The organism is Microcoleus sp. CAWBG58 (genome assembly GCF_020883045.1).
In the GTDB taxonomy this organism is placed as follows: Bacteria; Cyanobacteriota; Cyanobacteriia; order Cyanobacteriales; family Microcoleaceae; genus Microcoleus.
In genome coordinates this window covers 1-23,654 of the sequence record NZ_JAHRFA010000016.1, presented here as the reverse complement: position 1 = coordinate 23,654, position 23,654 = coordinate 1, and the positions used below count along the sequence as shown (strand labels likewise).

Here is a 23,654-nt window from a genome sequence, read left to right as displayed (position 1 = left end):
ATAATGGCGTACAAGTTCTAAATTTTGTAGGGGCAATCCCTCCGTGGCTCCCCCAAATTTCGGGGATTTTGTAAGGGCAATCCCCCCGTGGTTGCCCCAAATTTAAGGGCGCGCACGGGGGCACCGCCCCTACAAAGAAACTCGCGCATAACGCAAATAGGTACTAATCGGAATTCCCCAACTAGAATTAACCATGAGTTCCAACATTGCTCCCGATGGCTCAGTTCCATCCTCAAAGGCATAAATTCCAAAATCTGGATCGCCGTTCTTCATCCGACCATTAATCCCAATTAAAAGCCCTCGATCGTTAAAAATTGGCCCGCCGCTCATCCCTACAGCAATATCATTTGTGTATCCCAAACGATATCCTTGAGCGAGGGATTTTGGCGGCAGCACCGATACAGCACCTTGGGTAAATCTAAATGCCCGAATTCCTTGCTCGAAAGTAGTTGTTAAACTGCGGCCCCGATACATCGGAAATCCGGCGGCAAATACGGGTTCTCCTACTCTTAATAAATCAGTGCTAATTTGGGCGACTTGATAGGTGTTGGAACTGCGAAATTGGACGATCGCCAAATCCGCATTTCCCAACTGTCTCGGAGCACCCAGCAGCCGATACCGCTCACCGTCCGGGGCGATCGCGGTATGCTGCTGGCTGAAACCGACAACGTGCCAATTTGTCAGCACCGTGTACACTTGACCCTGCCGCTGGACGATCGCCCCGGAACCTGAAGCATCAGGCGTTAAAATACGTACCGTCGTTAACTTTGCCAACCTTTCAACATCGGCATTTTGAGCATCAGTAACGGGAGAATTTGCGCTAACTGGTTGGGCAATAACGCTGCAACTAGCTGGAAAAATACTCAGCACAACCGCACAAACTCCCGTCAGTCCCAGTCTTCGCAAATTCATCACCTTAAAGCTCCCGCGATCCGGCACCAGTGCTCGGTTGGGCGGGGGCTACTCGCGGTTGCCCTGATGCGGGTGTTGGCGCAGCTACGGGCGCGATCGTACTTCCCTCGTCCCCCAACCTGCCGCTGACATCAATGAACGGAATACTGTCCTTGCTTTCAGACAGAGAAGGCGCACCCGCTTGTCCCTCCCGCCAAGCCAAGAGATTATTCAGTGTTTTCACTGCATCTTGATTCGGTTTCAGTGTAAATATCAATCCTTGGCAGCGGCCGTTTACTTGGCTGGCAGTGCAAACCACTCGCTGTCCGTTCATTAGCCCTACAGTGATGAACTTAAGCTCTTTGTTACTGCGGAAAGTTTCCAGGCGACTGCTCACCTCGCGACAACGAGTCGCAGGATCGTACCCAGCACCGGAGAAATCATTAGAAACCCACCGAATCCAAGGTTCTCGATTTCCCTGTACGTTTTGATACATCGTAATCGGCACACCGCTTGAATTGTCGCACCAAAAACCGCGCTGTCCCGGTGCCGGTTGACTTTGAGCGGGTTTAGCGCTTAAAGATACGCTGCTAAGGGCGATCGCGATCGTCCCTACTGTCAAAGCAGTCATTGATTGCCATTTGCTCATGATTATTAACTTCTCTCAAAAAACTAATTATTTGCCAATAAACAACTAGCCGGAAAAGTGACAAATGCGATCGCACGGATCGCCTGCTGCCATTTCCCCAGCCCCGCGAAACTCACATCCGTCACAGACTAGGTTTTATGTCACCTATATTCAGTTGATTCAAACTTTAATGCTGTCAGCCCTCACAGCCGTACAGCTTAGATGCACTTTAGGGTTGAAAAACCCTAAAATGAAATTTTACATCATTCTCTTCTATTTATCAATACCCCAATGCAAAAAATTTATTAGCGATCGCCCTCGGTTGAAAAACCCCATTTATTTAGCAGATCCCGGTAAGGAAACAGCAATGCCACGTCCCTACAGATATCGCGTAAAATCTAGCTGTTAGCGTGTTTAACCTGACGGATTAGCGTAATAGCCCGATCGCACTTTACCTTCTCGACTTCCACTCCTCAACATCTTCATCAGTAATAAAATACCGATAATGAGTCGAACCCTTAACAGTTACCCGAATCAAATTTTTCTTCTCCCTCTCACTCTCAATAGTCACCTCTCCAAACCCAGTTTTTTCCCAAGTTTCCGACAGAATGTCCTCGATTTTATCAAAAACCAGATTAATCGGATTATCCCTACTTTCTCGCCCCGATCGCATATCTGTTTCCACCTTCTGACTGGACTTAGATTTACTATTACTCTCTCCCGCTTTGTCAGCCCGATCGCCCGCAGCATCATTTGACACAAACCCCATAGCTTTTTCCTCCCCAAATTTCAGCCTCTATAGGTGTTTAGGAAAAAGCCTTCTGTTTTTACGCATATTGGCAAGTTTTGCAACAATAATTTACACCATCGCCCCCAGCGCCATTCATACATGGTCAGGTACAATACGTGCGATCGCAATCAGTACGTCCGCCATTAGCAATTCCCAGTATTTGTATCCGAACTATCAAAACGCATCTTATCTACCAGAAACTCCATACTTCCTACCTCTAAGGTCGATTTGAGACTAGAGATTTGAGACAGGAAATTTGAGATTTCCTTCACAGCCTCTACTAAATGCTTGAACTAAGCACTAAAAAAACTGCTTAACCATCGACAATAGAGATTTATACTTGTTTTTGGACAGCACGTTAACATTGTGCCACTACCCATTTAAACTTGATCTAGACTAACTATCCCAAGGAACACAAAAAAATAATGCGTATTTTATTTGTATCCGCCGAAGCAGCGCCCCTAGCCAAAGTGGGCGGTATGGGCGATGTCGTCGGCGCTTTGCCTAAATTTCTGCGCCGCATGGGTCACGATGTCCGCATCTTCATGCCCTACTACGGCTTCATCCCGGACAAAATGGACGTTCCCAAAAAACCCGTCTGGAATGGGGAGGCCATGTTCCAAAGCTTCTCGGTCTTTGAAAGTGTTCTGCCGGGAACCGATGTACCTTTATACTTAATGCAACATCCATCTTTCTTACCCCGCCGCGTTTACGGCGGTGTCGATGAAGATTGGAGGTTCACTTTCTTTGCTAATACTGCTGCTGAATTTGCCTGGAATCACTGGAAACCCCAAATTATGCACTGTCACGATTGGCATACGGGAATGATACCTGTTTGGATGAGCCAAGACCCCGATATCAGCACAGTTTTTACTATTCACAATCTAGCTTATCAAGGGCCGTGGCGCTGGCGTTTGGAGCAGATGACTTGGTGCCCTTGGTATATGCAAGGTCACAATACAATGGCTGCCGCGGTGCAGTTTGCCGATCGCGTAAACACAGTTTCGCCCACCTACGCCGAGCAAATTAAAACCGCAGCCTATGGGGAAACATTAGAAGGTTTGCTGTCTTACGTCGGCGGCAAGATGTCGGGGATTTTGAACGGAATTGATACAGAATCTTACAACCCAGAAACTGACAAATACCTCCACCAACAATTCAGTGTTGATACTATTGATAAGCGCCCAGTTAACAAAATTGCGCTGCAAGAAGAAGTCGGCTTGGAAGTGAATAAAAATGCCCTGTTAATCGGCATGGTGACGCGGCTAGTAGAACAGAAGGGATTGGATTTGATCATTCAAATGCTCGATCGCTTCATGGCATATACCGACGCTCAGTTTATTGTACTCGGAACTGGCGATCGCTACTACGAAACCCAACTCTGGCAAATGACCGCCCGCTATCCCGGCCGGATGTCCACCCAATTACTCTACAACGACGCCCTCTCCCGGCGCATTTACGCAGGCTGCGACACCTTCTTGATGCCCAGCCGTTTCGAGCCCTGCGGCATCAGCCAAATGCTCGCCCTCCGCTACGGTTGCGTCCCCATGGTGCGCCGCACCGGCGGTTTAGTCGATACCGTATCTCACAACGACCCCATTAATGATACCGGCACAGGTTACTGTTTCGATCGCTACGAACCCCTCGACTTGTTCACCTGCATGATCCGAACTTGGGAAGGTTTCCGCTACAAAGATAAGTGGAAAGAACTGCAAAAGCGCGGCATGAAAGAAGATTTTGGCTGGGATATTTCTGCCAAAAAATATATCAACTTGTACAGCGAAATTTTGGGAATTTCACCAGAAGAAATCGCACCGGAAGCCGAACCAGAACCAGAATTGATCGTTGATAAAGGTTAATTGACAGTTGACAGTTGACAGTTGACAGTTGACTGTTAACTGTTAACTCTTGTTAGTTTTTGGTTCCAATGCCCAATACCCTGTTTGGCCTTCTTCCCAATGCCCAATTCCCAATGCCCTGTTTGGCCTTCTTCCCAATTCCCAATGCCCAATGCCCAATTCCCAATGCCCTGTTTGGCCTTCTTCCCAATGCCCTGTTTGGCCTTCTTCCCAATTCCCAATTCCCAATTCCCCATTCCCAATTCCCAATTCCCAATTAATCAACAAATAAATCGAGAGGTAAATGACCGTAAGTCCCGCTAACTCCATCTTCCGAGGAAAATTGGCACGATACTAACACGCCCCGATAAGTTCCAGGATAGCCATCAACATAATAGGAACCCTTCAAAGTATTGAACTTAATATAAACCGAACCAGTAAATGCAGCAAAAGCACTGGGATCTAAAACAGCATCATATCCCAAAGCCTTCAAATAAGTTGCTAAAGCTGCAAAACCCTCATCCGTCGAAGTCGCGCAAACTCCAAGCATTTGGTAATCCGACAAACTTGCTACCAGCAAAATCGCTTCACGCAGCGCCTGTTTTTCCAGCGGCGATGCTACAGATTGCATATCCAGACAAGTAAAATCCTTGAGAATTTGCTGTGCTGCTTCTACGGTTAGGGTAGTCGGGTTGTGAGTAGACATCAATTGCTCTGATATTTCCAAAAAGTACGATCGACACTCGGGCTACTCGTCAACGGATTTCTGCCATTGCAACCCTCGACCGACAGCCGTAACACTCGCGCCAGCACCGATTATAACGCATTGTGGGTTCTGGGAAGCATTTTGGGAAGCACTTTGGGCGATCGGCTTGCGGCATCCCACACTCTACCTAGATTCCAAAGAAATATCAAAAAAATGTCAAGTTAGCTGAATTTGCCTCTATTAATAGTAGAGATAAAAAGCACACAAATTGGCAAAGAAAGTATGAAGTTCGAGCAATTGTTAGAAAACATACAATTCCTGCAAAGGTTTCTTTTTCGGCAGCTACACAAAGCCAAACTGATTTACTTATTGGTAATCTTTGCCCTCAGTCTAGGTATTTCTAGCTGGACAGTAGAATCTAACTTCATCAGAATCCCTATAATCGGCTTTCACGATATTGTAGACACTCAAAATCCCGCAGAACTGCCACCGAACAGGCCAGCATTTTCCATTGACTACACCAAACAAGATTTGTCCGTATTTTTAGAATATCTAGCCAAAGAAAACTATTGGTTTTTATCATCTCAAGACTTGTACGTATACTTTATCGAAAAATCACAGCCAATACCCGCTCAAAAAATTGGTCAAAAACCGATTATGATCGCCTTTGACGACGGGTATAAAGGGGTTCATAAAAATGCACTTCCCATTTTAGAAAAACTAGCAGTTGCCCACAAAGAAAAGGGCAAGTTTGTGTTATTTGTCAACCCCCTGTTTTTAGGTGTTGATATGGGCAAAGATTTTGTGGCACATACTACTTGCAATGATTTAAGAGACGGATACAAAAAAGGTTTTTATGACGTTCAGTCTCACGGCTTTGCTCACAAAAATTTTACTCAAATTGACGGAAAAGAATTAGAATTTGAAATTGCTAAATCCAAGTCAGAGTTGAGAAAATGTATGGGAGATTTAGACAAAAATAAAGTGATAGGCGCTCACATCGCCTATCCCTACGGCGCATCAGACTGGGAAGTAGAAAAGATTTTGCCTAAATATCATTTAACAGGCTTTTTGTACAACGACCGTTTATTTAGAGTAAACCGACTGGAAAATAATTACCGAATCTCTCGTATCACTGTCGATAAAGATATGTCGCCTAGAGCTTTAATTCGCATAGCTAAAAAAGCTTCTACTCTGAGAAAGAAAGAGTAGCTTTAGGCAGCATTTCGGTTTTGTATAGCGGTTCTCATAAACAATACTTCGGACATTTTTTTAACGACTCTGTAAGCGTTACAGCGTAAGCCCTGGCATTTTTAATGTTTTTTTGAAACTCCGGGCTAGACTTAAAGATTGAAAAAATACTCATCCCTATAGCCATCAAGGGTTTGAGATACTCGATTAGATCTAAAACTGTCCGAAGTATTGATAAAGATTCGCGGACGTTGTTGGGCTTGGGCCCTAAGAGTTTAATTGGTTATATAAGCTGTCAATTATACCTAATCTTTTTGAGAAAGGCTATATATCTCCTTGATTGAGCGAGTTAATTTATCCCCAGAGTGACACAGACGCGCGCCTATTGTGTCATCGGGTAAATAAGCTATAGCCTTTCTCAAGCGTGGTGAGGTATGCCCGATGCCCATGCCCTATGCCCATGAGTACATCATTTTTCCGAGAAAAGCTATAGTAGTTTTTACTGGTGTTTTCACCTTTAAATCAATCCGCGTTTTTTCAGCTTTGCTAGCGCATCTTCCGCCGCATTTTTCTCAGCATCTTTCTTGCTTTTACCTTTACCTTCTCCATAGGATTTGTCTCCAACATAAACTTTAGCGAGAAATTCTGGCTGATGGGGTGTTCCTCCTGCTTGGACTGTCACGTATTTGGGCGGAGTGGTGTCACCGTTGGCTTGTACCCATTCTTGAAAGCGGTTTTTCGAGTCTACAGTCGATCGCGTTTCCACCACATTGTCAGGAACAGAATCAAACATTTGCCATACAAACTCGCGAACTTTGTCCATATTTTCGGTGTCGAGATAGTAAGCGCCAACGAATGCTTCAAAGGTGCTGCTGAGCAAATTTGGATTAGTAATTCCACCTTCTCGATAAGCTCCTTTGCCGAGCCGCATTTTTAAGTCTAAACTGATTTCGGTAGCAAATCTGGCTAATTGTTTTTCATCTACCAATGCAGAACGTCGGCGAGTCATTTGATCTTCTCCCATTTCTGGGTGACGCTGATAGAGATATTCGCCACTGAGAAATGTCAGCAAAGCATCGCCGAGAAATTCTAAGCGTTCGTTATCTGCTTCGCGGAATGTGGGGTTTTCGTTGACGTAGGAACGGTGGGTTAGTGCTTGGCGCAGCAGTTTTTGATTGTTGAATTGGGGAATCGTTATTTGGAGTTCTTGTGTATGGTTAGTTAATGGCATGAAAATTTAGTAATGGTTGGTGTTGTTATTATGCGAACATTAAAGAGCCGCAGATGGCGGTTGGTTTGGAGAATCTAGTTTATCAAATAAACTGGATTTTTGCTATCTGCGGCGGGGTAAATGTCGAGGTTGTTTATGCTGTGACTTTGCAAGTCTCGATCGACTTCGGCAATTCATCGATCGAGTAAAATCTATCTGCAAGCTTTTTGAGATTGTGACTATCATTACCTTTACGGGCAACAATTATTACCTTCTTCCCCTTTTCATGCAGCTTCTGAATCAAGATTTCACCGTAGCCGTCTCCAGAGACAATAATAAATGTGTGTGGATATAGGCTACTTGAAGCCTCACTAAAGCAGTCTGCTGACAAATGAAAGTCTACAGCATTTTTAATGTTTTGGGATACATGACAACATTCAAAATTTTGAGAACACAAATTTACTTGTGCGGCCTTATTTTGTTGTTGCTGCCAATTATCGTAAACTTTGCGGTTAACTACATATCCAAATTGATTGGCAAAGAGTAATAAATCTGGGGATCGTTTTAAAGTTGGGATGTTTTGATAATCCCAATAAATGGAAACTAAAGCTTGCTGTTGATAGATCGATCCATTTGAGGTTTGATGAGTGTCCATTTGAGTAATTCCTACAACTGGGTGGGCTGGACAGCCTCGACATATCACGCATCTAGCATTAATGGAGTTTTGTCTGTGGATTTGCTCAAAAATGAACATCTCGGCATCAGACAATCTGTTACCATAAAATACTGTGATTTTGTAGGATTTGATTAGCGTCTTAGCTACAGGGTTGATAGAACTGTAGCAAGCTTAGTAGCAGCCCGTTGAAGGGAAATCTAACTCTATAATGTTTCGATTTATGTCAAGCTTGTGAGTAACCGGGAAAAATTAATTACATCAAGACTCTTTACGCTTGTAATTGTTTCAGGCGAAATGCCGTGTAATTAATTCGGAACTACTACTTATTAACTTGTTAAAACGACATTAGACTTAATTTCCGCTCAACGGGATTCTAGAAACTTGCTACAGTTCTATCAACCGTATAGCTAAGACGACTCAATCAACATTCCTTAATTTTGAATGCGATATTTAGTTTTAGCTCTGCCTTTAATCTAGCGTTTTGAATTTTTGATGTCAAGTATTTAGTAAAAATTATTTTTCTGACATTCTCAGACCTCAGAGCAATATTTTCCTGAACCTAACACCGATCGCAAATTACAGACCCTGACGAGAGCAAAACTTCGTTTCTACAAGATTTGGCGGCTGCTAACCCAAAATATCGCGAGAAACCCGGTTTCTCACCCCCGTGCGATCGCCCACAAGCCCCTTTACACATCGATTCATCCTGCTGACAAGCAGCATTTGAAAAATAAATGTAAAAATATGTTGCAAAGTTTGTACTGCTGTGTTAAGTTTAGTTACATAAGGTTGAAATACAACGAGGTTTATGGTCATGGAAAACAAAGACGCAAAAGTAGGCTTCACCGAGTTCGCTGAAACCTGGAACGGTCGTTTGGCAATGCTAGGCTTTGCGATCGGCTTAGCTACCGAATTCCTCACCGGTCAAGGCATTCTTTCTCAAATCGGTTTGATGTAATCAGCTTAACTCCATACAAGAGCTGTAATTTGTGGGGGCGATCGACCCCCTTACAAGTGCGATCGCCCGCACGCAAATAAGTCCCTTCACTCACAGTGAAGGGACTTTTGCATTTTTTATTAAAAATTCAAACCAATGGCACAATCAAAAAACTTTTTCGTCTCAATATTTATCGTCAGTCAAACTCGATCTTTCCTAAGCAATTCCTACTGAATCCAAAATTCTCGCTTTAGGAGTCAAACCAGTAAGCTTCACCAAACCTTCTTGTTTGTGAGTCCGCAGGCTGTTACCTAAAATCATCTCCGACAGATCCGGCATTTCCTGCCAGCAGCGCGAGCAGAACCAATAAACGCGATTGTGGCGAGCGTGGCGTAACAATTGAGAGGAGCAACAAGGGCAACTATTCATGATATTTTAAACCTTCTTTAAGATATGGATCGATAAACCAATTGATTACAGAGATTGATGAATGCCGCTGTATCTCTACTCCAGGCACAACAATAAAAAAGCTCTTTTCACTCCAAACTTTGAGCGTCTGACAAGTAGCACTTTTGGATGCCCAACAGCAACACCACAATTAGAAGCTGAACGCCCCAAGGAGCCCAAGAGAAACCCCAAATAAAACAACCCAGTCCGGCCAAAGCCACAAGAACAAAAATATCTTGAGAGGTTTGCCAGTAAATCCAGACGGCTGCCAGAGAAACTATCAGTAGCAAAATGTAAGCTGAGGGCATAGTCGTCTTCTCCCAAGGTTTCGGCAAACAGTCAGGATCGATCCCTGACGATGTGCTTAAATTAAAACTTAAACCTGAAGAACTTATGAAGATAAGCAAGTTGTTACAAAAAAAAATATAATTCTGCCCGATTATATTCAGCATAAAAACCGAGCAGAAATAATTTGTTTTTTTGGTTAGATATTTCACAGATTTTAAGGCGCACAATCCTCTTCGAGGGCTGCGCTAACGACCTATGCTTCCTGCCAGCCGAGAGCTTCAGCCACCTGAGCAGCCAAAGACATCGGTTCAAAAGGCTTAGCAATCACACTCACCACCCCCAAATCTGCGAACATCCGCCTGTCGCTAGCGAGAGCCTTAGCCGTCAATAAAATTACCGGAATGTGATGGGTAGCATGATTAGCTTGTAACTGTTTAAAAGTAGTAGGCCCGTCTTGGTCGGGCATCATCACGTCCAGGAGAATAGCATCAGGCTGTTCGGCAAGAGCCTTAGCCATGCCCTCGCGACCAGAACTTGCGGTAAGGACTTCCCAGCCCCCCACCACCTCAAGACTGACTTGAGCCACTTCCCGAATATCTTCGGCATCGTCAATAACCAAGATGCGTTTGGCAGTCAAAATTAACATCTTTTTTAAGAATCAGAACTGATCACAGACTAGAGGCGAAATGTGAATGTTTTGTAAAGCAAACTTTTTTACCGATCGGACTTTACTGTAAAGCTGCAACACTGTACAGAAGGAAGAAGTTCGGCAACGGATTGTGTAACGGATGTAATGGATGTAACGGATGGAAGAGAAATGGAAGTCGGAAAAAGGAAAGCTTTTCTTCTTCCTCGCGAGAGAAGCAATCGGCCGCAAGGGTTTCAGCAATTAAGAACGTCCTAACCGCTTTGGTCGTTGCTACACAACGGAGTCGCCAAAAATCCGCTGTTCGATCGAAAATCGCGATTTTGCCCGTCCCTGCGTGTATAGTCCCTCTTTGCCAAAATTGACAGTCTCGATCGCACTTCAGATGCCTCGAAACTCGCTTTTTTAGCGTTTCTGTTGCTTGCAACCCAGTCTTTTGGTAAAAAAGCCTGGTTTCTGCATCCAGGATGGATTGAAAATTTTTGCATTAATATTTTTTCATTAGTCATGGCGAATGCAATCTACCTAATGGGGAATATCATCTGTCGAATACATTAACTACCTTTCGTCAACCTTCTCTCTCGCACATAACTGGCAGACGTAAGAAAAAAGTGCTGCCCTCGCCCAAAACGCTCTCCACCCAAATCCGGCCCCCGTGCTGCTGCACGATACTGCGACAAATAGCCAGCCCCAAACCAGTACCTCCCTTTTGGCGACAATCAGAAGCATCAACCTGTTGAAAGCGCTCAAAGACCATCTCTAGCTTGTCCGCCGGAATGCCGCGTCCTTGGTCTTTAACTGCAATCAGGATTTCCGAACTCACGGGTAAGTGCGGATTGGTGGCAGTCTCGGGAGACAACAAACAAGGAGACGACACTGACTTCAACTCAGCTTTTTCTGCCAAATCCGGATGCTCGATCGACTCACCGCTCAGCCAAATCGTAGCACCTGCGGGCGAAAATTTTATAGCATTGCTGAGTAAATTTGTCAATGCCTGAATTAGCCGATCGGGAACAGCGAGCAATTGCGCCCTCACAGGTCTCACAGACAGAGTAACTCCAGCCTGCTGGGCCATTCCCTGCATCTCGTCAGCCGCCTGCAACATCAGATCCGCGACATTGCAAGTTTGTTTGATGGCAGTGCTGTAATTAGAATCCATGCGCTCTAAATCCAGGATGTCGTTGATCAAGCGCACCAACCGGTCAGTATTAGCTATCGCAATCTCCAGCATCCGCTTGGCTTTCTGGGGGTGAGCCTCAAGCAGGCCGCTGTTGAGGAGACCGAGTGCCCCGTGAATCGAAGTCATGGGCGTCCGCAGTTCGTGGCTGATAACAGATATGAATTCATCTTTCATGTGCTCGATCGCAAGCTGATCGGTGATATCTTTAAAAGTCACCACAGCGCCAATAATTTCGCCTTGTTCTCGCATCGGAGCGACAACGTACTCAACTGGAAAACTGCTGCCGTCTTGCCGACAAAAAACCTCATCCGTGACACGCCGAACCTCTCCGTCTCTCAAGGTGTCTAAAATTTGAGAACATACTGGGTTCGAGAGTTTTCCCGTGGTTGGTGTGGCGCAGTCTGGGGCAAGTTGAGAGCCGGAATTGATATCTGTTGCAGGTGACATTTGCTCGTTAGCGCAGCCCTCGAAGAGGATCGCCTTCGAGCATTCTGCCTGTGAACGGTGTAAGCTTTCATACAGCGGTCGATCGAGCAAATGCTTCAATTCGCAACCAGCCATTCTCACCGCCGCCGGATTGACAAAAGTTACTTTTCCCTGTTTGTCCAACCCGCAAATTCCTTCTGCTGCGGAGAACAAAATCATTTCTGTTTGGTGGCGGAGTTGTTCGAGAGCTTTTTGAACTCGCTTGCTATCGGTGATGTCGCGAGCGATAGTTGAAATGCCCGTTACTGCTCCTGTGGCGTCTTTAATCGGAGAAATTGTCAGAGACACATCTATCTGTTCGCCGTCTTTACGCAAGTGTACGGTTTCGTAATGGTCGATCGTAGTTCCAGCCCGAATATTTTCCAGAATTTGGGGTATTTCCTTGGGGCGTTCGGGAATTGCTAAAATCTCGATCGACTGCCCCTTGACTTCCTGCGCGCAGTAGCCGTAAATCTTCTCGGCTCCTGCATTCCAGCTCTGAATTGTCCCGGCGAGGGTTTTGCCCACGATGCCGTCGTCGGAAGACTCGACAATCGACGCCAAGCGCACGAGTTCATCTCTAGCTTGCTTGTATTCAGTAATGTCGCGGCCCAAAATCACGATACTTTTACGTCTGCCGTCGGCATGAAATACGGGTACTTTAATTACATCGTAGATTTTTACAGTACCGTTCGATCGGGGAACCACTTCTTCTCCCCTACAAAGAGTACCTTTTTCCCACGCTGCTCGATCGCTCACCTCGCAAGCCTGTAGAGCCTCCCCGTAAAAACTGCTGAGTTTTCCTAACTGAGTATCTGTGAGGCTCCGGTAGTTATCTGCTGATAGCTCAAACAATTCCAATATGGCTTGATTTGCCTCCTGCCACCTGCCCTCGCCATCTTTAAAGCAGACAATATCTGGCATGGCATTCATCAGCGATTCGAGATAGGAGTTTTCTTGGAGTGCAGCTTCTACCTCTCCCCGCTTGGCGATTTCCCGTTGCAAATTTTCGTTTGCCGTTTGCAGCGAGTCGATCAACAAACTTTCTGTAAAAGTGCGTTCTTTAATTACTTGTTGAAGTCTGTGGAGTTCTAACGATAGCTGCCTGCGAGCTAACAAATTTTCTACGCGCAAGTGCAGTTGGCTGGCATCTATGGGACTTACTATCAAATCATCAATTCTGCCTTCGAGTTGTTTGGAACTCAGAAAAAACTGCTGCTCGGAAATAGTCGGCGTTTGGGATTCTATCAAGAGCAAAAACGGTAAAAAACTAGGCTCCGCCGCAGTTTTTAATGTTTCAACCATGTGCCCGATACGATCGAAGTTTGCCTCGTCGAGAATGCACAAGTCAAAAGCTATTTTTGGAATAATAAATTCTGAGTTTGGTTCGGAAGTCCAATCGAGTAGCATCACCTCATGCTCAGTGTTGAGGTGTGCGATCGGCAAGGGTTGTTGGTAGCGATCGATCGAGAGCAAAATGCGGCTCATTAGTTTGATTATTTCCCAATGACTAATGATTTGATGTCCGGTAAATTCACCCATTATCAGGTTTGTAGTCAGGACTTCAGTCCTCATAAAACAGAGGAATGAATTCCTCACTACGAACCAATTTTCTAGCGCAGGTTTGTAGTCAGGACTTCAGTCCTCATAAAACAGAGGAATGAATTCCTCACTACGAACCAATTTTCTAGCAGGTTTGTAGTCAGGACTTGTGTCCCGATCAAACAGAGGACTAAAGTCCTCACTACGAACCAATTTTCTAGCAGGATCGACCGGAGGCGATCCAACCGATCGAGGTAAAAGGCAGCCGGATCTGAAGGCTGAAATCAAGAAAAACTGATAATTCTTGAATTTTAATTGTTTGCTAGGTGAAACAATCACTGATATCAAATACGGCAACATCGGAATTATACCCTGCAAGCCGTCCCAGCAGATCTCTGTCGATCGCTTGCAGGGGGACGGCAATACGGGAGCAGGGAAAAATATGATGCCGATGTAAACGGAATTATATGCTGCAAGCGATCGCCCTGCGAGTTCGGTATCGATCGCCCGCAGGACGCAAGCAGGCGAAAATTTTAGGCTGATGCAAATGGAAACCCTATGATGACTAATGATAAGGTTCGCGAGCGGGGACAGCACTACTTACTACTGACTACTGATAAGGTTCGCGAGCGGGGACAGCACTACTAACTACTGACTACTGACTACTGACTAATCACTAATCACTTTTTACGGCATTCCAATTCCAATCAAAGAATCGAACGGCATACAGCTAGAGTAGCGCTCGCCTTCCGATAAAACCGCAATCAGCCTCATTTGCCAGTCTGGCATAATGTGCAAATCCGCCCAGGGTACTGCTACCTCCAAACATTTATCCAGTCCGACTTGAGCGCGGCTGATGCGGGGCTGCCACTCATCGCGCTCTCCTGCTTCCTGAAACCAAATCGATTTGGTGAGCAAATTAATCTCTAACTGATGGTGGAAGCGATAGTTTATGGGTACTTCATCGGGTACACCTGACAGCGGAATCAGACTGTTGTGCATTGTGCGATCGGGATAAAACCAAAACAAATTTAACTCCGGCGGGCAATCAATGCCCGGCCGCACCCCAGCATTGAAGTCGGCGCGAAGGTAAAAATTCAAGTGATCTACCCCGTACCAAAGCCGCTGAATTGCCGAACTCCGGTGCATGGTACCCCTTGCTCCCCCAACTTCAATCCGGCCGGCTTTGTCCCAATCCTGTTCGTTGCCGATACCGTCGATAATCGGGTGAATAAAGCTCAGCGGTTGGTGGTCGCCTTGAACCTCGTGTGCCTCTACTTGTTGCAGCACGGACGGGGGTACAGGCTCGCCGAGAGCTTCGTAGATTGCTGCTACGTGTTCGCGGAACAGCCGATCGAACATAGCATCTTGATTGGACGTGTGGCCTTCGCCAAACCACCAAAACCAATCGGAACCTTCCGCCGCATATAGCGCTTCCCAAGCTTCGGGATTGCTCTCTTCTGTGGCTTCTGGATGGTTTGCCAGCATTTGTCTGGCTGGGCCTAACAAATCCCAAGCGCGATTTTTGGCAGGATCGCCGATCCAAGTTGTCAGGGAACCGTCTACCCAAGAACCGGTATGCAGTTGGGCTGCGGGAATTGTTTCGGTGGCGGGGAATTTTTCGAGAAATTCCGACACTGTGACTAATTGGATATCGGGATTGTCGCTGAGAGTTTGATAGAGTGATTCTAAGAACGGTTTGCCATCTTGAGGATAGAATTCCCAGCAATTTTCGCCGTCTAGGGCGATCGTCACCAACCACGGATTTTCTAAAGATGTGTGGCCGTCGGGTTGTCGGTGTTTGAGAGTTCTGCCGATCGCCTCCAAGTGTCCCACCAAATCCGACGCTGCCTTCTTCGGTTCCATCGAACCGTAGGTAAAACCAATCAAATCAGACAACCTGTGGTCTCTAAATACGATCGCCAAATCGCCATCAGGAGTTTCTAAACGATAAGGGCGATATAACAATTCTGGTTCGCAAACATTCCCCGCCCCATCGCGGTGAAAAAAGTGTTTAATTGTCCACCCCAATACCGCCTCATCCGAGACAATCCATTTAAACCCTTGTTTAGCAATGTAGGGCAAAATTTCCGGGCTAACTGCCTGTTCCGACGGCCACAAACCCCGCGGCTTACAATCAAATCTGTCTTGATACATATCCCAAGCTTTTCTCAAATGTCTCGGAATATCTTCAGCCCACTGGAACCTGTGTTCTGGCAGAGTCATGTTAGGAATCGCTATGCGGCCGCCATTTGTGTCAGCAAGCAGCGGCAAAATCGGGTGAGTGTAGGGGGTTGTGGACACTTCCAACTGTCCCTCAGCTTGCATTTTACGGTGCTGGGGAATGATTCTGGCGAGAATTTCTTTTTGTTTTGAATAGATCTTTTTGCGATCGGCCAGATTGAAATTTTGTCCTTGTTTCAGCCACCCTGCAATCTCGGGGTCATCCCAAAACAGCGGATCGATCCAAGCTAAATTGTGCCACGCCAGCAAGTCACCAAAATCCTGCACTTTCCAGTTTTCCAAGCACCACTGAATGCCTTTTTCCTGCCGCTGAGTGTAGAGTTGAGCGTACCGGGGATGCGGCTGAATCAGGGTGTGGTAGTTGGCATCAAAGAAGTGTTCTAAAATGAACTCTTGTTCTGCGATGTTTAAAGTTTCTGCTGCCTTGAGAGTTACCGCCAAGTAAGGGTCTAATGCTTTGTCGGCGATGCAGTCTTCTATCTGCAAAATTAAGGACGGAACCAGGTTTACAGTTTGATGCAGCTTGGGATATTTTGCCAGAATCAGCACTAAATCCAAGTAGTCTTTGACTCCGTGCAATCGCACCCAAGGCAGTCGATACTCGGATGCTCCGGCGCTAGTTAGCGATCGTGATTTGTAGAGGGGTTGGTGTTGGTGCCAAATGAAGGCTACGTAAAGTGGATGAGACATAAAATTTTGGTAATGGGTAATGGGCAATGGGTCATTATAATTGGAAATTGTAATTGGTAATTGGTAATTGTAATTGGTATTTTGTAATTTTGTCTGGGAGGCATAACTTCTATCTTTAGGGTGATGCACAGCGCACCTTGTCCCTATTAAATAGCGCTTCCAACCTCTCAATTGCAGGTTGATGCTGCACGCATTACCACCAGCGAGTAGCACATGAAACTACTTTTTGTATCTAGGGCTTTCATTCAATTGATAGTTAACCGCTTGAGGGCGACCTCTAACTGGAAGGAAGAGGATTGGAGTAATGAATAGTCTGATTTTAATTTTTCCTTACAAGGGAGAGGCTTTCAACCAATTCTTTCTGGCAATTGATAAATAGTAAGTAAAAGTCAATAGCCAACATTCAATAGTCAAGATTAAACTAACTAATGACTAATGACTGCTGACTATTGACTAATTACATTACCTGTTCAACTTCGGAGATTTCTGGGATGGCCTCGCGCAGGCGGCGTTCAATGCCCATTCTCAGAGTCATTGTGGAACTGGGGCAAGAACCGCAAGCTCCTTGCAGTCTCAGGTGTACGACTGGGCCGTCGATTTCTACCAGTTCGACGTTGCCGCCGTCGGATATCAGGTAGGGGCGCATTTCATCGAGAACTGTTTCGACGTTATCTCTGGTTAGTGCTAGTGTCGTCATATTTTTGCCTCAAAAATTATTCGTACAATTGACTTAGTTCGATCGTACCGTTACTTGCCGGTGAACTACCAGACGCTGACCGATACGGCGGTACAGTGCTGGCTTCCTGATTCAACGGGGATAGCGTCCAACAAAACCGAAGTTTTGCCTCTTCGACTTACATCCCCTCCACAGGCAGAAGCGCTAGTTCCTAACGCCAAAATCCGCAAGGCTTCATTTCTAATATTGATTGCTGCATTTAGATCGCGGTCATGGTGAGTACCACAATACTTGCAAGTCCATGCTCTGACATCAAGGCTGAGATTATCAACTCGATTCAGGCAAACATGGCAAGTCTTTGAGCTAGGGAACCATCGATCAATTTCGATATATTGTTTTCCTTCACTTTCAGCTTTGTATTTCAGCATTGTGCAGAACATACCCCAGCCAACATCACTAATCGATGAAGCTAGATTAGGATTTTTAACCATGCCTTTGATGTTGAGATTTTCTACTGCAATAACTTGGTTTTCGTTGACTATCTTGCGGGATAGTTTGTGCAGAAAATTTTCGCGACATCTCGCAATTTTGGAGTGAACTTTTGCCACTGCCAATCTTGCCTTTTTACGGTTCTGACTACCTTTATTTTTACGAGAAAGTCTTTGCTGTTTGCGCTTTAAGTTCTGCTGATGCTTGACAAAGAATTTAGGATTATCAAACTTAGAGCCATCACTGGTAATCGCAAAATGAGTTAGTCCAACATCAATACCAATAGATTTATCCACTGGTACTAATTCAGGATTAGCTTTGCCATCATCAACCAAGACAGATACGAAGTATTTACCGTCAGGATTGCGAGATACTGTGACCGTTTTGATATCGCCATCAAAATCACGATGGCGCTGACAATGAACTAATCCAATCTTAGGCAGATTAATCTTGTCACCATCAAACTTGACGTTTTGGGGATAGCTAATCGACTGCCTACCATGCTTTGATTTAAATTTAGGCAACATTGCCCTCTTATCAAAGAAGTTTTTGTAAGCAGTGGACAAGTTCAAAGCTACAACTTGCAAACATTGAGAATATGAATATTTCAACCATTCATACTCTTTCTTGAGAGCAGGAAGTAAACCTTGTATGTATCCTCTAGTCAATCCCTTACCAGTATTTTTATAGGTTTCTTGACACAGGTTTAGCGCATAGTTCCAAAACCATCTCGCACAGCCAAATGACTTTGCAAGCAAGCTTTCTTGCTCACTTGTGGGATAGATTCTGTATTTATACGCTTTATACATTTATCAATAATGTAGAATACTGATAATATTATAGCAGATAGAATTGATATTGATTCGCTGTCGCTCAATTTGTTTTCTGGCTCGCTTTCATCCCGTCACTCATCCTTGTAAACGGATAGAGTGCGGGACTTCCCGTTCGCGTTAGTTAAATCAAGTTGCGTCCGAGACACTAATCGCAAAACCCGCTTTCTCCAACAAAACGGATTTTGCAATTAATACCCGTTGCCAGAATTAATTCAACTTTAGGAGAGATTCTCACTCCAGTTGTCATCCGTGATTATCAACTCTGGAATCTTCAACGCGCAAATCGAAAAGGGTATAACCCTAGACTACTGCTGGTTCTAGCAGTTTGACGTTGGAGTAGTTAAACTCGGTTGTCGTTTGTTGACCTTTTTCTTTCGATCGCACTACTTGCTTGGTCATGACATAATAGTCGCCTACTTTGTCAAAGGTATCTTCAAATTCCAGTTCTCTGATGATTTCGTTGGTTTCGGGGTTGCGGAAAACGGCGTCGTAGTGGCTCGCCAAAGAACCTTCGGGTGTCTCTAAGCTTTTGTGCGTGTCAATGACGAAAGCCATACGGCCCATCACCCGGCTGACTTGACAAATTGACAGACCTCGGATTTTATAATTCGAGCCCATCGAGTCGCCTTGCACTAAAATATCCACAGCGTCGGTACTGTCCTTCTCACCGAGGGTGAAGCTGTTTTTGCCGTGGGATTTTTCAAATGTCGATCGCTTGCGGTGGGTAACAATGTCGCGCATTTGGGTGTAAACGCTCTGCTTTACTTCCTCATCCGCAATTCCACTGACTTCCACTGTCATGTCTGGTTTAATGGAAACATGACCCGTATATACTTCGTCGCCTTGTTTGAGTTCAATATCGGCGCTGTAACCGGGAAAGTTGGCATCCCAGGTGTAACGGTGTTCGTAAGCAGCGCGAAACAAATCGCGAGCGTTGGCTGGCTCTGTCATAAATCTCTCTTTCTATTTACACCCATCTAGTTTAGCGTAACCGCTCCAAGCCCCGCACGGCATGGGCGGGTTGCCGACTCTCACAGGTTCCCGAATGGGCTGCTGTCGCTAGGCTATTAACTTTACCGCCACAAAAATTCACTTTCGGTCTCAGTTGCTATGATGTCAAAATAAAGTCACGCAATGACTGGTGATTAAGCTCGCGATCGATCGCCATACATCACTCTTAGTTATGGTTATCTTAAAAAAAATTCTGTCCGCTTTTTAGAGTTTGCACCTGTGGCAACTATTAGATTCCCTAATTAATAAAATGCTAGAAACAATTTACAAATACCTAGAAACGTTGCAGGAACAAGTTAAGCATTTACCACATCCCCAACAGGCAATTTTAATAAAAACTGTGGAAACTCTGTCAACTTCTTTGCAAGAAATGGCAACCAGCCGCCAGTTTGAAAGTGCGACAAATAACGCGGCAAAGTTAGTTGAGGCGGAAAATTTAAATCGTCTTTTGGAACGCACTGTCGCCCAGCAAGCGGCGCAACTCAGAAAGCTACAGGAGCAGTTGAACGAAGAAATCAACCAGCACCGCCGGGATAATAAAGCATTAACTAAAAGCGAAGCCAAACTTCAGGCTGCGCTCCGTAATTCTCCAGATATAATTACTATTGTTGGCTCCGACGGGCGAGTCCGATATCACAGCGCAGCGCTAGAGAGAGTTTTGGGTTACAAGCCAGAAGAGAGAATTGGCAAGATTCATGGCGAGTTGATCCATCCAGACGATTTGCTGAGTTGGAAGGCATATTTTGGCAAGTTGCTAGAATTTCCTGGAGTTGGGGCGACCATTGAATATCGCACACGCCACGCGGACGGTTCTTGGATCTACTTGGAGTCGATCGGCAATAGTTTGCTTCACGATTCTAGCGTACAGGGAATTCTGATTGCTTCCCGGGAAATTGAGGGACGCAAGCAAGCAGAAAGCGCACTCCTGGAGTCGCAACGGCACTACAAAATTATGTCACAAATTACTTCGGATTTTGCCTATTCTTTTAAGGCACTTCCCAACGGTAACTTTGTTTGTGAGTGGGTAACGGAAGCCTTGGCGCGCGTGAGCGGTCATCTCCCTGAAGAATTAACTGCCTCGGGCTGGTGGAGTTCAGATATCGTTCACCCTGATGACAGGGAAATGTTGATTAAACAATTAGAAGGCTGTACTTCTAGAGGTATGGGGGTCAATGAGTATCGAATTGTTAACAAAAATGGTGGTGTGCGCTGGGTGCGAGACTGCTGGCAAGCGGTGTGGGACAAAACTGAAGGGCGGGTTGTTCGTTTGTGGGGCGCTTGTCAGGAAATTACCGATCGCAAACAAGTAGAATTGAAACTGCAACTCGTTAACAAAGTTTGGCAAGCCCAGATTGCATCGGCGCCGCTGGCGATTAACTGTACCGGCAATGACGGCCGCACCCTTGTCTGGAACCGCGCCGCCGAAGAACTTTTTGGCTGGACTGCTGCTGAGGTTTTGGGCCAACCATTGCCGAATATTCCTGAAGGACAAAAGCAAGATTTTTACGCGCTGCTGAAATCTGCGGGTAATGGCAAGCCGGAAAACGGTTTGGAAGTGTCTTTGCCCAAAAAAGACGGTAGTTCGATCGATCTTTGGCTCTGGGCAGCACCCGTACAAGATGCAGGCGGCGAGACAGTCGGCAGTATCAACATATTTTCTGACCTTTCAGAACGCAAGCGCATAGAGGATGAGCGCCAAAAACTAGCATCCCTGAAAAATATGGAAGAACCTTTTTGGGCCCGCTATGTCAGCCCTGCAAAAACCAAGAAAAAAAATGGGGATAACTAATTCTATCAAGCACAAGTAAAAAATATTAAAATTGCGAAGCTGCAATCTTCTGCTGGCGATATCATCTCCGTTCAACAGTTGACAGTTGACCGCTTGACAGTTTGAGAGCGACCTCTACCTAGAAGGAAGAGGATTGGAGTAATGAATAGTCTGATTTTAATTTCTCCCTCAAAGGGTTCCGGCATTCAACCAATTTTTTCTGGTAAAATATCCGTTGCAGATTTGTAGTCACGAAGTCCGTATTCTGAGTTTTTTGAGGACGGACTTCCTCACTACAAAGCTATGCGATCGGTCTATCTATCCCACATAATATCATAATAAATACACCCTGATTCTACCTTTATTATTTGCTATGCTGTGTTAGACACAACCCTAATGACCTAAAAATAATTTAGTAACCAGCTATCGAAGTTCTTGAAAAAATCTATAGCAATCAGAGCGGATTGGCACAAGATAAAAACCTTTTTGTCTGGCTAGACTCCTTGTTGAACAAGGATTTAAATTTTTCTAGAACTAGCAAATAAATTAGTATTGCTATATTGCTATATAGATGCAAGTGTCACATTTTCCAGGCAGAAGACTTGTGTGCCCGATCAATACTCGAGTTTTTGAATGCGGGAATTGCATCTTTACTTGTTTAGAGATTTTTGTTGACTCCTCAAAGCGTCTAACTCTATGTGAGCCTGACAAGCTTTACTTGACTGAATGGAATCTAAGACATTACCAATTACCTTGGAAAGATGGAGAGCCGAACGGTGAGCTTCTTGGATAAAAGCTCTTTCCTCTATTGGATCGTCTGCCATATCATCTACAGTTAGTTGTAGATAGCCGATGATGTGATTTAGTGGAGTTCGCAGCTCGTGGGATGCGGTTGACAAAAACTCTTTTTTAAACTGGGACAGTTCTTTTGTTCGCTGGCTGCGCTCTTGGTAGAGGGTGGCTAGGGCGATCGCACTTCCGACTTGATCCGCAACTTCTTCTGCGAATTCGATCTGGGCTTGAGTCCAAGATCGATCGGCATTACCATCATTCTCCGACAAGTTGCCCTGGCACCGGTGCAACTTAATTATGCCATTAGGTTGCTGTTGATAAGCGGTAGCGACCACTAGCACCGAATGTCGCTCAAAAGGGTCATCGGCTGCGAAGGACTCCACGACCACCGGTTTTAGGGTCTCTAGAGCTTGAGTGATATGAGGTGCTGACGTGAGCGAGATTTCCACTCCCAGCATAGGTATAAATGGTTCTTGGCAGTATTCAGCAGCCACTTTGACTTGCTGGCTAGAACTTTGATAGGGACAAATGACGCAACGGCTGACACCTAATGTTTGTCCGAGAGAGTTGACTGTTTGTTGCCAAATGGTATCGAGATCCAAAGTTCGACGAATCTTTCTGCCAATTTGGAGCAAAAGTTTTTGCGATTGAGCTGATACTTGCTGATTCATAGCAACCCTTGTTCTACTACTAAACTGGCAAAAGTCTACCACTCCACTAACACAGCAGAAATTTACTTAATTTACCAGACGCAAACTGTCCAAACAGAGGCTTGCGTAATTACACTTAAATGTTCCCACAGTTAGTCAAAAAATAGTATATCTTTTTAGTATCTTTACAATCTCTTTATGATTCTCACATAAAACTAGAAGCGTCAAGTCTTCTTAACAAAACTTTACAATAGGGCTGTGGAAGTTAAATCAGTCCTATGGGTGGGCATTCAGTTCTGGTAAGGTTAGGGATTTTTGCGGGGGTTTATTCGCAGGTGTGAGCCGCGAAGAGACAGAGCGAGACGATCTGTTGTCCTACCCCCCCCAATGCCATTGATGCGAATTCTGCGTGGGTTCGGTAGCGGTGGGGCGATCGGTCTGAGTGGAAAACACCGAAGGAGGGAGATTGGTGGCGGACAAGGTAAAATTTGATACTGCGGCGGGCAATATAACTGTGTTTTTAGGGAAATAGCCAATTATCAATGATTTTTATGCGCTAATTTGTAATTAGGGATACACCGATCCCGATATTATGAAGTGAGTGATATATAGCCTTTCTAGCTCCCATATGAGGTACTCACGGCCATTGGTTTGTAGCATTAGGCGAAGCGAAACGGAGGGATGGGGCAAACGGGAGCATCTCAGTTTTGCTTTTTACAATGCTCGCACTGTAAAAAGAAATGTTTGTTGCAAAAATGAGATGCTCCCGGCCAAACAGGGCATGGGGCATACCCATTAGTCACAAGTTAAGCTAAAAACACTGTTGTCAATGAGTAATCTTACTCATTTTTTACCGAAATACCAATTAAAATATGACTCCATTTGTTCCCTTATTATTGCCGAAAAATTGTTCGGGACTTCTTTGAGTTCCAGGAAAAGCAGAAATAATTAGCCTGACATGAGGTTTTCGCATTCGCGATCGAATCCCTAAATCTTGATTTTTCTGATCGGCAAAATACTTAACTAGATCAGAAGCTGCTCCTTTTTGATAAGCCACAGAAAAATG

At 45.1% G+C, this 23,654-nt stretch carries 25 protein-coding genes and 1 pseudogene; 6 read left to right on the top strand and 20 right to left on the bottom strand.

The genetic code is table 11. The features are described 5' to 3' along the window. Positions 1 to 129 precede the first annotated feature (129 nt). The gene (locus QZ918_RS09560) at positions 130 to 912 is read right to left on the bottom strand and encodes a S1 family peptidase (protein WP_293197182.1); all 783 of its coding nucleotides are present in this window, start codon (positions 910 to 912) and stop codon (positions 130 to 132) included. Positions 913 to 916: 4 nt separating this feature from the next. Continuing rightward, positions 917 to 1,540, bottom strand: coding sequence for a COP23 domain-containing protein (locus tag QZ918_RS09555; protein WP_293333966.1), 624 nt, complete (start codon positions 1,538 to 1,540; stop codon positions 917 to 919). 64 nt (positions 1,541 to 1,604) lie between these two features. Here QZ918_RS09555 and QZ918_RS09550 point away from each other — a divergent pair, with 64 nt between their 5' ends. Then, the gene (locus QZ918_RS09550; protein WP_293333964.1) at positions 1,605 to 1,928 is read left to right on the top strand and encodes a hypothetical protein; all 324 of its coding nucleotides are present in this window, start codon (positions 1,605 to 1,607) and stop codon (positions 1,926 to 1,928) included. 42 nt (positions 1,929 to 1,970) lie between these two features. Here QZ918_RS09550 and QZ918_RS09545 read toward each other — a convergent pair whose 3' ends face one another. Next, positions 1,971 to 2,288, bottom strand: coding sequence for a hypothetical protein (locus QZ918_RS09545; RefSeq protein WP_293333962.1), 318 nt, complete (start codon positions 2,286 to 2,288; stop codon positions 1,971 to 1,973). A gap of 446 nt (positions 2,289 to 2,734) precedes the next feature. On the opposite strand from QZ918_RS09545, the gene glgA reads away from it, so the two are divergent. After that, complete coding sequence (gene glgA, locus QZ918_RS09540; protein WP_293333960.1) at positions 2,735 to 4,168, top strand: glycogen synthase GlgA; 1,434 nt, start codon at positions 2,735 to 2,737, stop codon at positions 4,166 to 4,168. 42 nt (positions 4,169 to 4,210) lie between these two features. Here glgA and QZ918_RS09535 read toward each other — a convergent pair whose 3' ends face one another. Genes QZ918_RS09535 through QZ918_RS09525 form a run of 3 tightly spaced genes read right to left on the bottom strand, consistent with a single transcriptional unit; the run spans position 4,211 to position 5,033 of the window. Next, the gene (locus tag QZ918_RS09535; protein ID WP_293333958.1) at positions 4,211 to 4,435 is read right to left on the bottom strand and encodes a hypothetical protein; all 225 of its coding nucleotides are present in this window, start codon (positions 4,433 to 4,435) and stop codon (positions 4,211 to 4,213) included. Beyond that, positions 4,425 to 4,853: a DUF1824 family protein gene (locus tag QZ918_RS09530; protein WP_293333956.1), complete on the bottom strand. Its 429-nt coding sequence runs from the start codon at positions 4,851 to 4,853 to the stop codon at positions 4,425 to 4,427. The genes QZ918_RS09535 and QZ918_RS09530 overlap by 11 nt, the downstream gene beginning before the upstream one ends. Before the next feature lie 42 nt (positions 4,854 to 4,895). After that, positions 4,896 to 5,033, bottom strand: a complete 138-nt coding sequence (locus QZ918_RS09525; RefSeq protein ID WP_293333953.1) for a hypothetical protein — start codon at positions 5,031 to 5,033, stop codon at positions 4,896 to 4,898. A 102-nt stretch (positions 5,034 to 5,135) separates the two neighbouring features. Between QZ918_RS09525 and QZ918_RS09520 the strand changes: the two genes are divergently transcribed. Next, positions 5,136 to 6,065: a polysaccharide deacetylase family protein gene (locus tag QZ918_RS09520; protein WP_293333951.1), complete on the top strand. Its 930-nt coding sequence runs from the start codon at positions 5,136 to 5,138 to the stop codon at positions 6,063 to 6,065. 496 nt (positions 6,066 to 6,561) lie between these two features. On the opposite strand, the gene rnc is transcribed toward QZ918_RS09520, so the two are convergent. From rnc to QZ918_RS09505, 3 genes are all read right to left on the bottom strand, one after another. Continuing rightward, on the bottom strand, positions 6,562 to 7,275 hold the full coding sequence (rnc, locus tag QZ918_RS09515; protein WP_293333948.1) for a ribonuclease III: 714 nt from the start codon (positions 7,273 to 7,275) through the stop codon (positions 6,562 to 6,564). 133 nt (positions 7,276 to 7,408) lie between these two features. Further along, on the bottom strand, positions 7,409 to 7,909 hold the full coding sequence (locus QZ918_RS09510) for an NYN domain-containing protein (protein WP_293333945.1): 501 nt from the start codon (positions 7,907 to 7,909) through the stop codon (positions 7,409 to 7,411). 648 nt (positions 7,910 to 8,557) lie between these two features. After that, on the bottom strand, positions 8,558 to 8,746 hold the full coding sequence (locus tag QZ918_RS09505) for a hypothetical protein (RefSeq protein WP_293333944.1): 189 nt from the start codon (positions 8,744 to 8,746) through the stop codon (positions 8,558 to 8,560). On the opposite strand from QZ918_RS09505, the gene QZ918_RS09500 reads away from it, so the two are divergent. Next, the gene (locus QZ918_RS09500; RefSeq protein WP_325314842.1) at positions 8,745 to 8,888 is read left to right on the top strand and encodes a CAB/ELIP/HLIP family chlorophyll-binding protein; all 144 of its coding nucleotides are present in this window, start codon (positions 8,745 to 8,747) and stop codon (positions 8,886 to 8,888) included. The genes QZ918_RS09505 and QZ918_RS09500 overlap by 2 nt on opposite strands. 195 nt (positions 8,889 to 9,083) lie before the next feature. On the opposite strand, the gene QZ918_RS09495 is transcribed toward QZ918_RS09500, so the two are convergent. The 5 genes from QZ918_RS09495 to QZ918_RS09475 form a co-directional block, all read right to left on the bottom strand. After that, positions 9,084 to 9,296 (bottom strand): hypothetical protein, encoded by a 213-nt coding sequence (locus QZ918_RS09495; protein WP_293146201.1) that lies wholly within the window; start codon positions 9,294 to 9,296, stop codon positions 9,084 to 9,086. 107 nt (positions 9,297 to 9,403) lie between these two features. After that, positions 9,404 to 9,622, bottom strand: a complete 219-nt coding sequence (locus QZ918_RS09490; RefSeq protein WP_293146199.1) for a hypothetical protein — start codon at positions 9,620 to 9,622, stop codon at positions 9,404 to 9,406. 233 nt (positions 9,623 to 9,855) lie between these two features. Further along, complete coding sequence (locus QZ918_RS09485; RefSeq protein WP_293333941.1) at positions 9,856 to 10,248, bottom strand: response regulator; 393 nt, start codon at positions 10,246 to 10,248, stop codon at positions 9,856 to 9,858. Between the two features lie 254 nt (positions 10,249 to 10,502). Next, complete coding sequence (locus tag QZ918_RS09480; protein WP_293333940.1) at positions 10,503 to 10,736, bottom strand: hypothetical protein; 234 nt, start codon at positions 10,734 to 10,736, stop codon at positions 10,503 to 10,505. A gap of 80 nt (positions 10,737 to 10,816) precedes the next feature. Beyond that, positions 10,817 to 13,468, bottom strand: a complete 2,652-nt coding sequence (locus tag QZ918_RS09475) for a PAS domain S-box protein (RefSeq protein WP_293333939.1) — start codon at positions 13,466 to 13,468, stop codon at positions 10,817 to 10,819. A gap of 271 nt (positions 13,469 to 13,739) precedes the next feature. Between QZ918_RS09475 and QZ918_RS09470 the strand changes: the two genes are divergently transcribed. Next, complete coding sequence (locus QZ918_RS09470; RefSeq protein ID WP_293146191.1) at positions 13,740 to 13,892, top strand: hypothetical protein; 153 nt, start codon at positions 13,740 to 13,742, stop codon at positions 13,890 to 13,892. A 230-nt stretch (positions 13,893 to 14,122) separates the two neighbouring features. Here the strand turns inward: QZ918_RS09470 and QZ918_RS09465 are convergent, their stop codons facing one another. The 4 genes from QZ918_RS09465 to QZ918_RS09450 form a co-directional block, all read right to left on the bottom strand. After that, positions 14,123 to 16,369, bottom strand: coding sequence for a glycoside hydrolase family 57 protein (locus QZ918_RS09465; RefSeq protein WP_293333938.1), 2,247 nt, complete (start codon positions 16,367 to 16,369; stop codon positions 14,123 to 14,125). Positions 16,370 to 16,826: 457 nt separating this feature from the next. Then, entirely contained in the window at positions 16,827 to 17,066 is a 240-nt protein-coding gene (locus tag QZ918_RS09460; protein ID WP_193975189.1) for a NifU family protein, read from the bottom strand. A gap of 65 nt (positions 17,067 to 17,131) precedes the next feature. After that, a complete protein-coding gene (tnpB, locus tag QZ918_RS09455) occupies positions 17,132 to 18,343 on the bottom strand; it encodes an IS200/IS605 family element RNA-guided endonuclease TnpB (RefSeq protein ID WP_293333936.1) in 1,212 nt (403 codons plus the stop codon). Positions 18,344 to 18,667: 324 nt separating this feature from the next. Continuing rightward, complete coding sequence (locus QZ918_RS09450) at positions 18,668 to 19,318, bottom strand: DUF3386 domain-containing protein (protein ID WP_293146185.1); 651 nt, start codon at positions 19,316 to 19,318, stop codon at positions 18,668 to 18,670. A gap of 310 nt (positions 19,319 to 19,628) precedes the next feature. Between QZ918_RS09450 and QZ918_RS09445 the strand changes: the two genes are divergently transcribed. Next, complete coding sequence (locus QZ918_RS09445) at positions 19,629 to 21,167, top strand: PAS domain-containing protein (protein WP_293333934.1); 1,539 nt, start codon at positions 19,629 to 19,631, stop codon at positions 21,165 to 21,167. A 629-nt stretch (positions 21,168 to 21,796) separates the two neighbouring features. Here QZ918_RS09445 and QZ918_RS09440 read toward each other — a convergent pair. Beyond that, on the bottom strand, positions 21,797 to 22,609 hold the full coding sequence (locus QZ918_RS09440) for a GAF domain-containing protein (protein ID WP_293333932.1): 813 nt from the start codon (positions 22,607 to 22,609) through the stop codon (positions 21,797 to 21,799). A gap of 844 nt (positions 22,610 to 23,453) precedes the next feature. Next, positions 23,454 to 23,654, bottom strand: a pseudogene (locus tag QZ918_RS09435) (hypothetical protein); the annotation flags it as partial.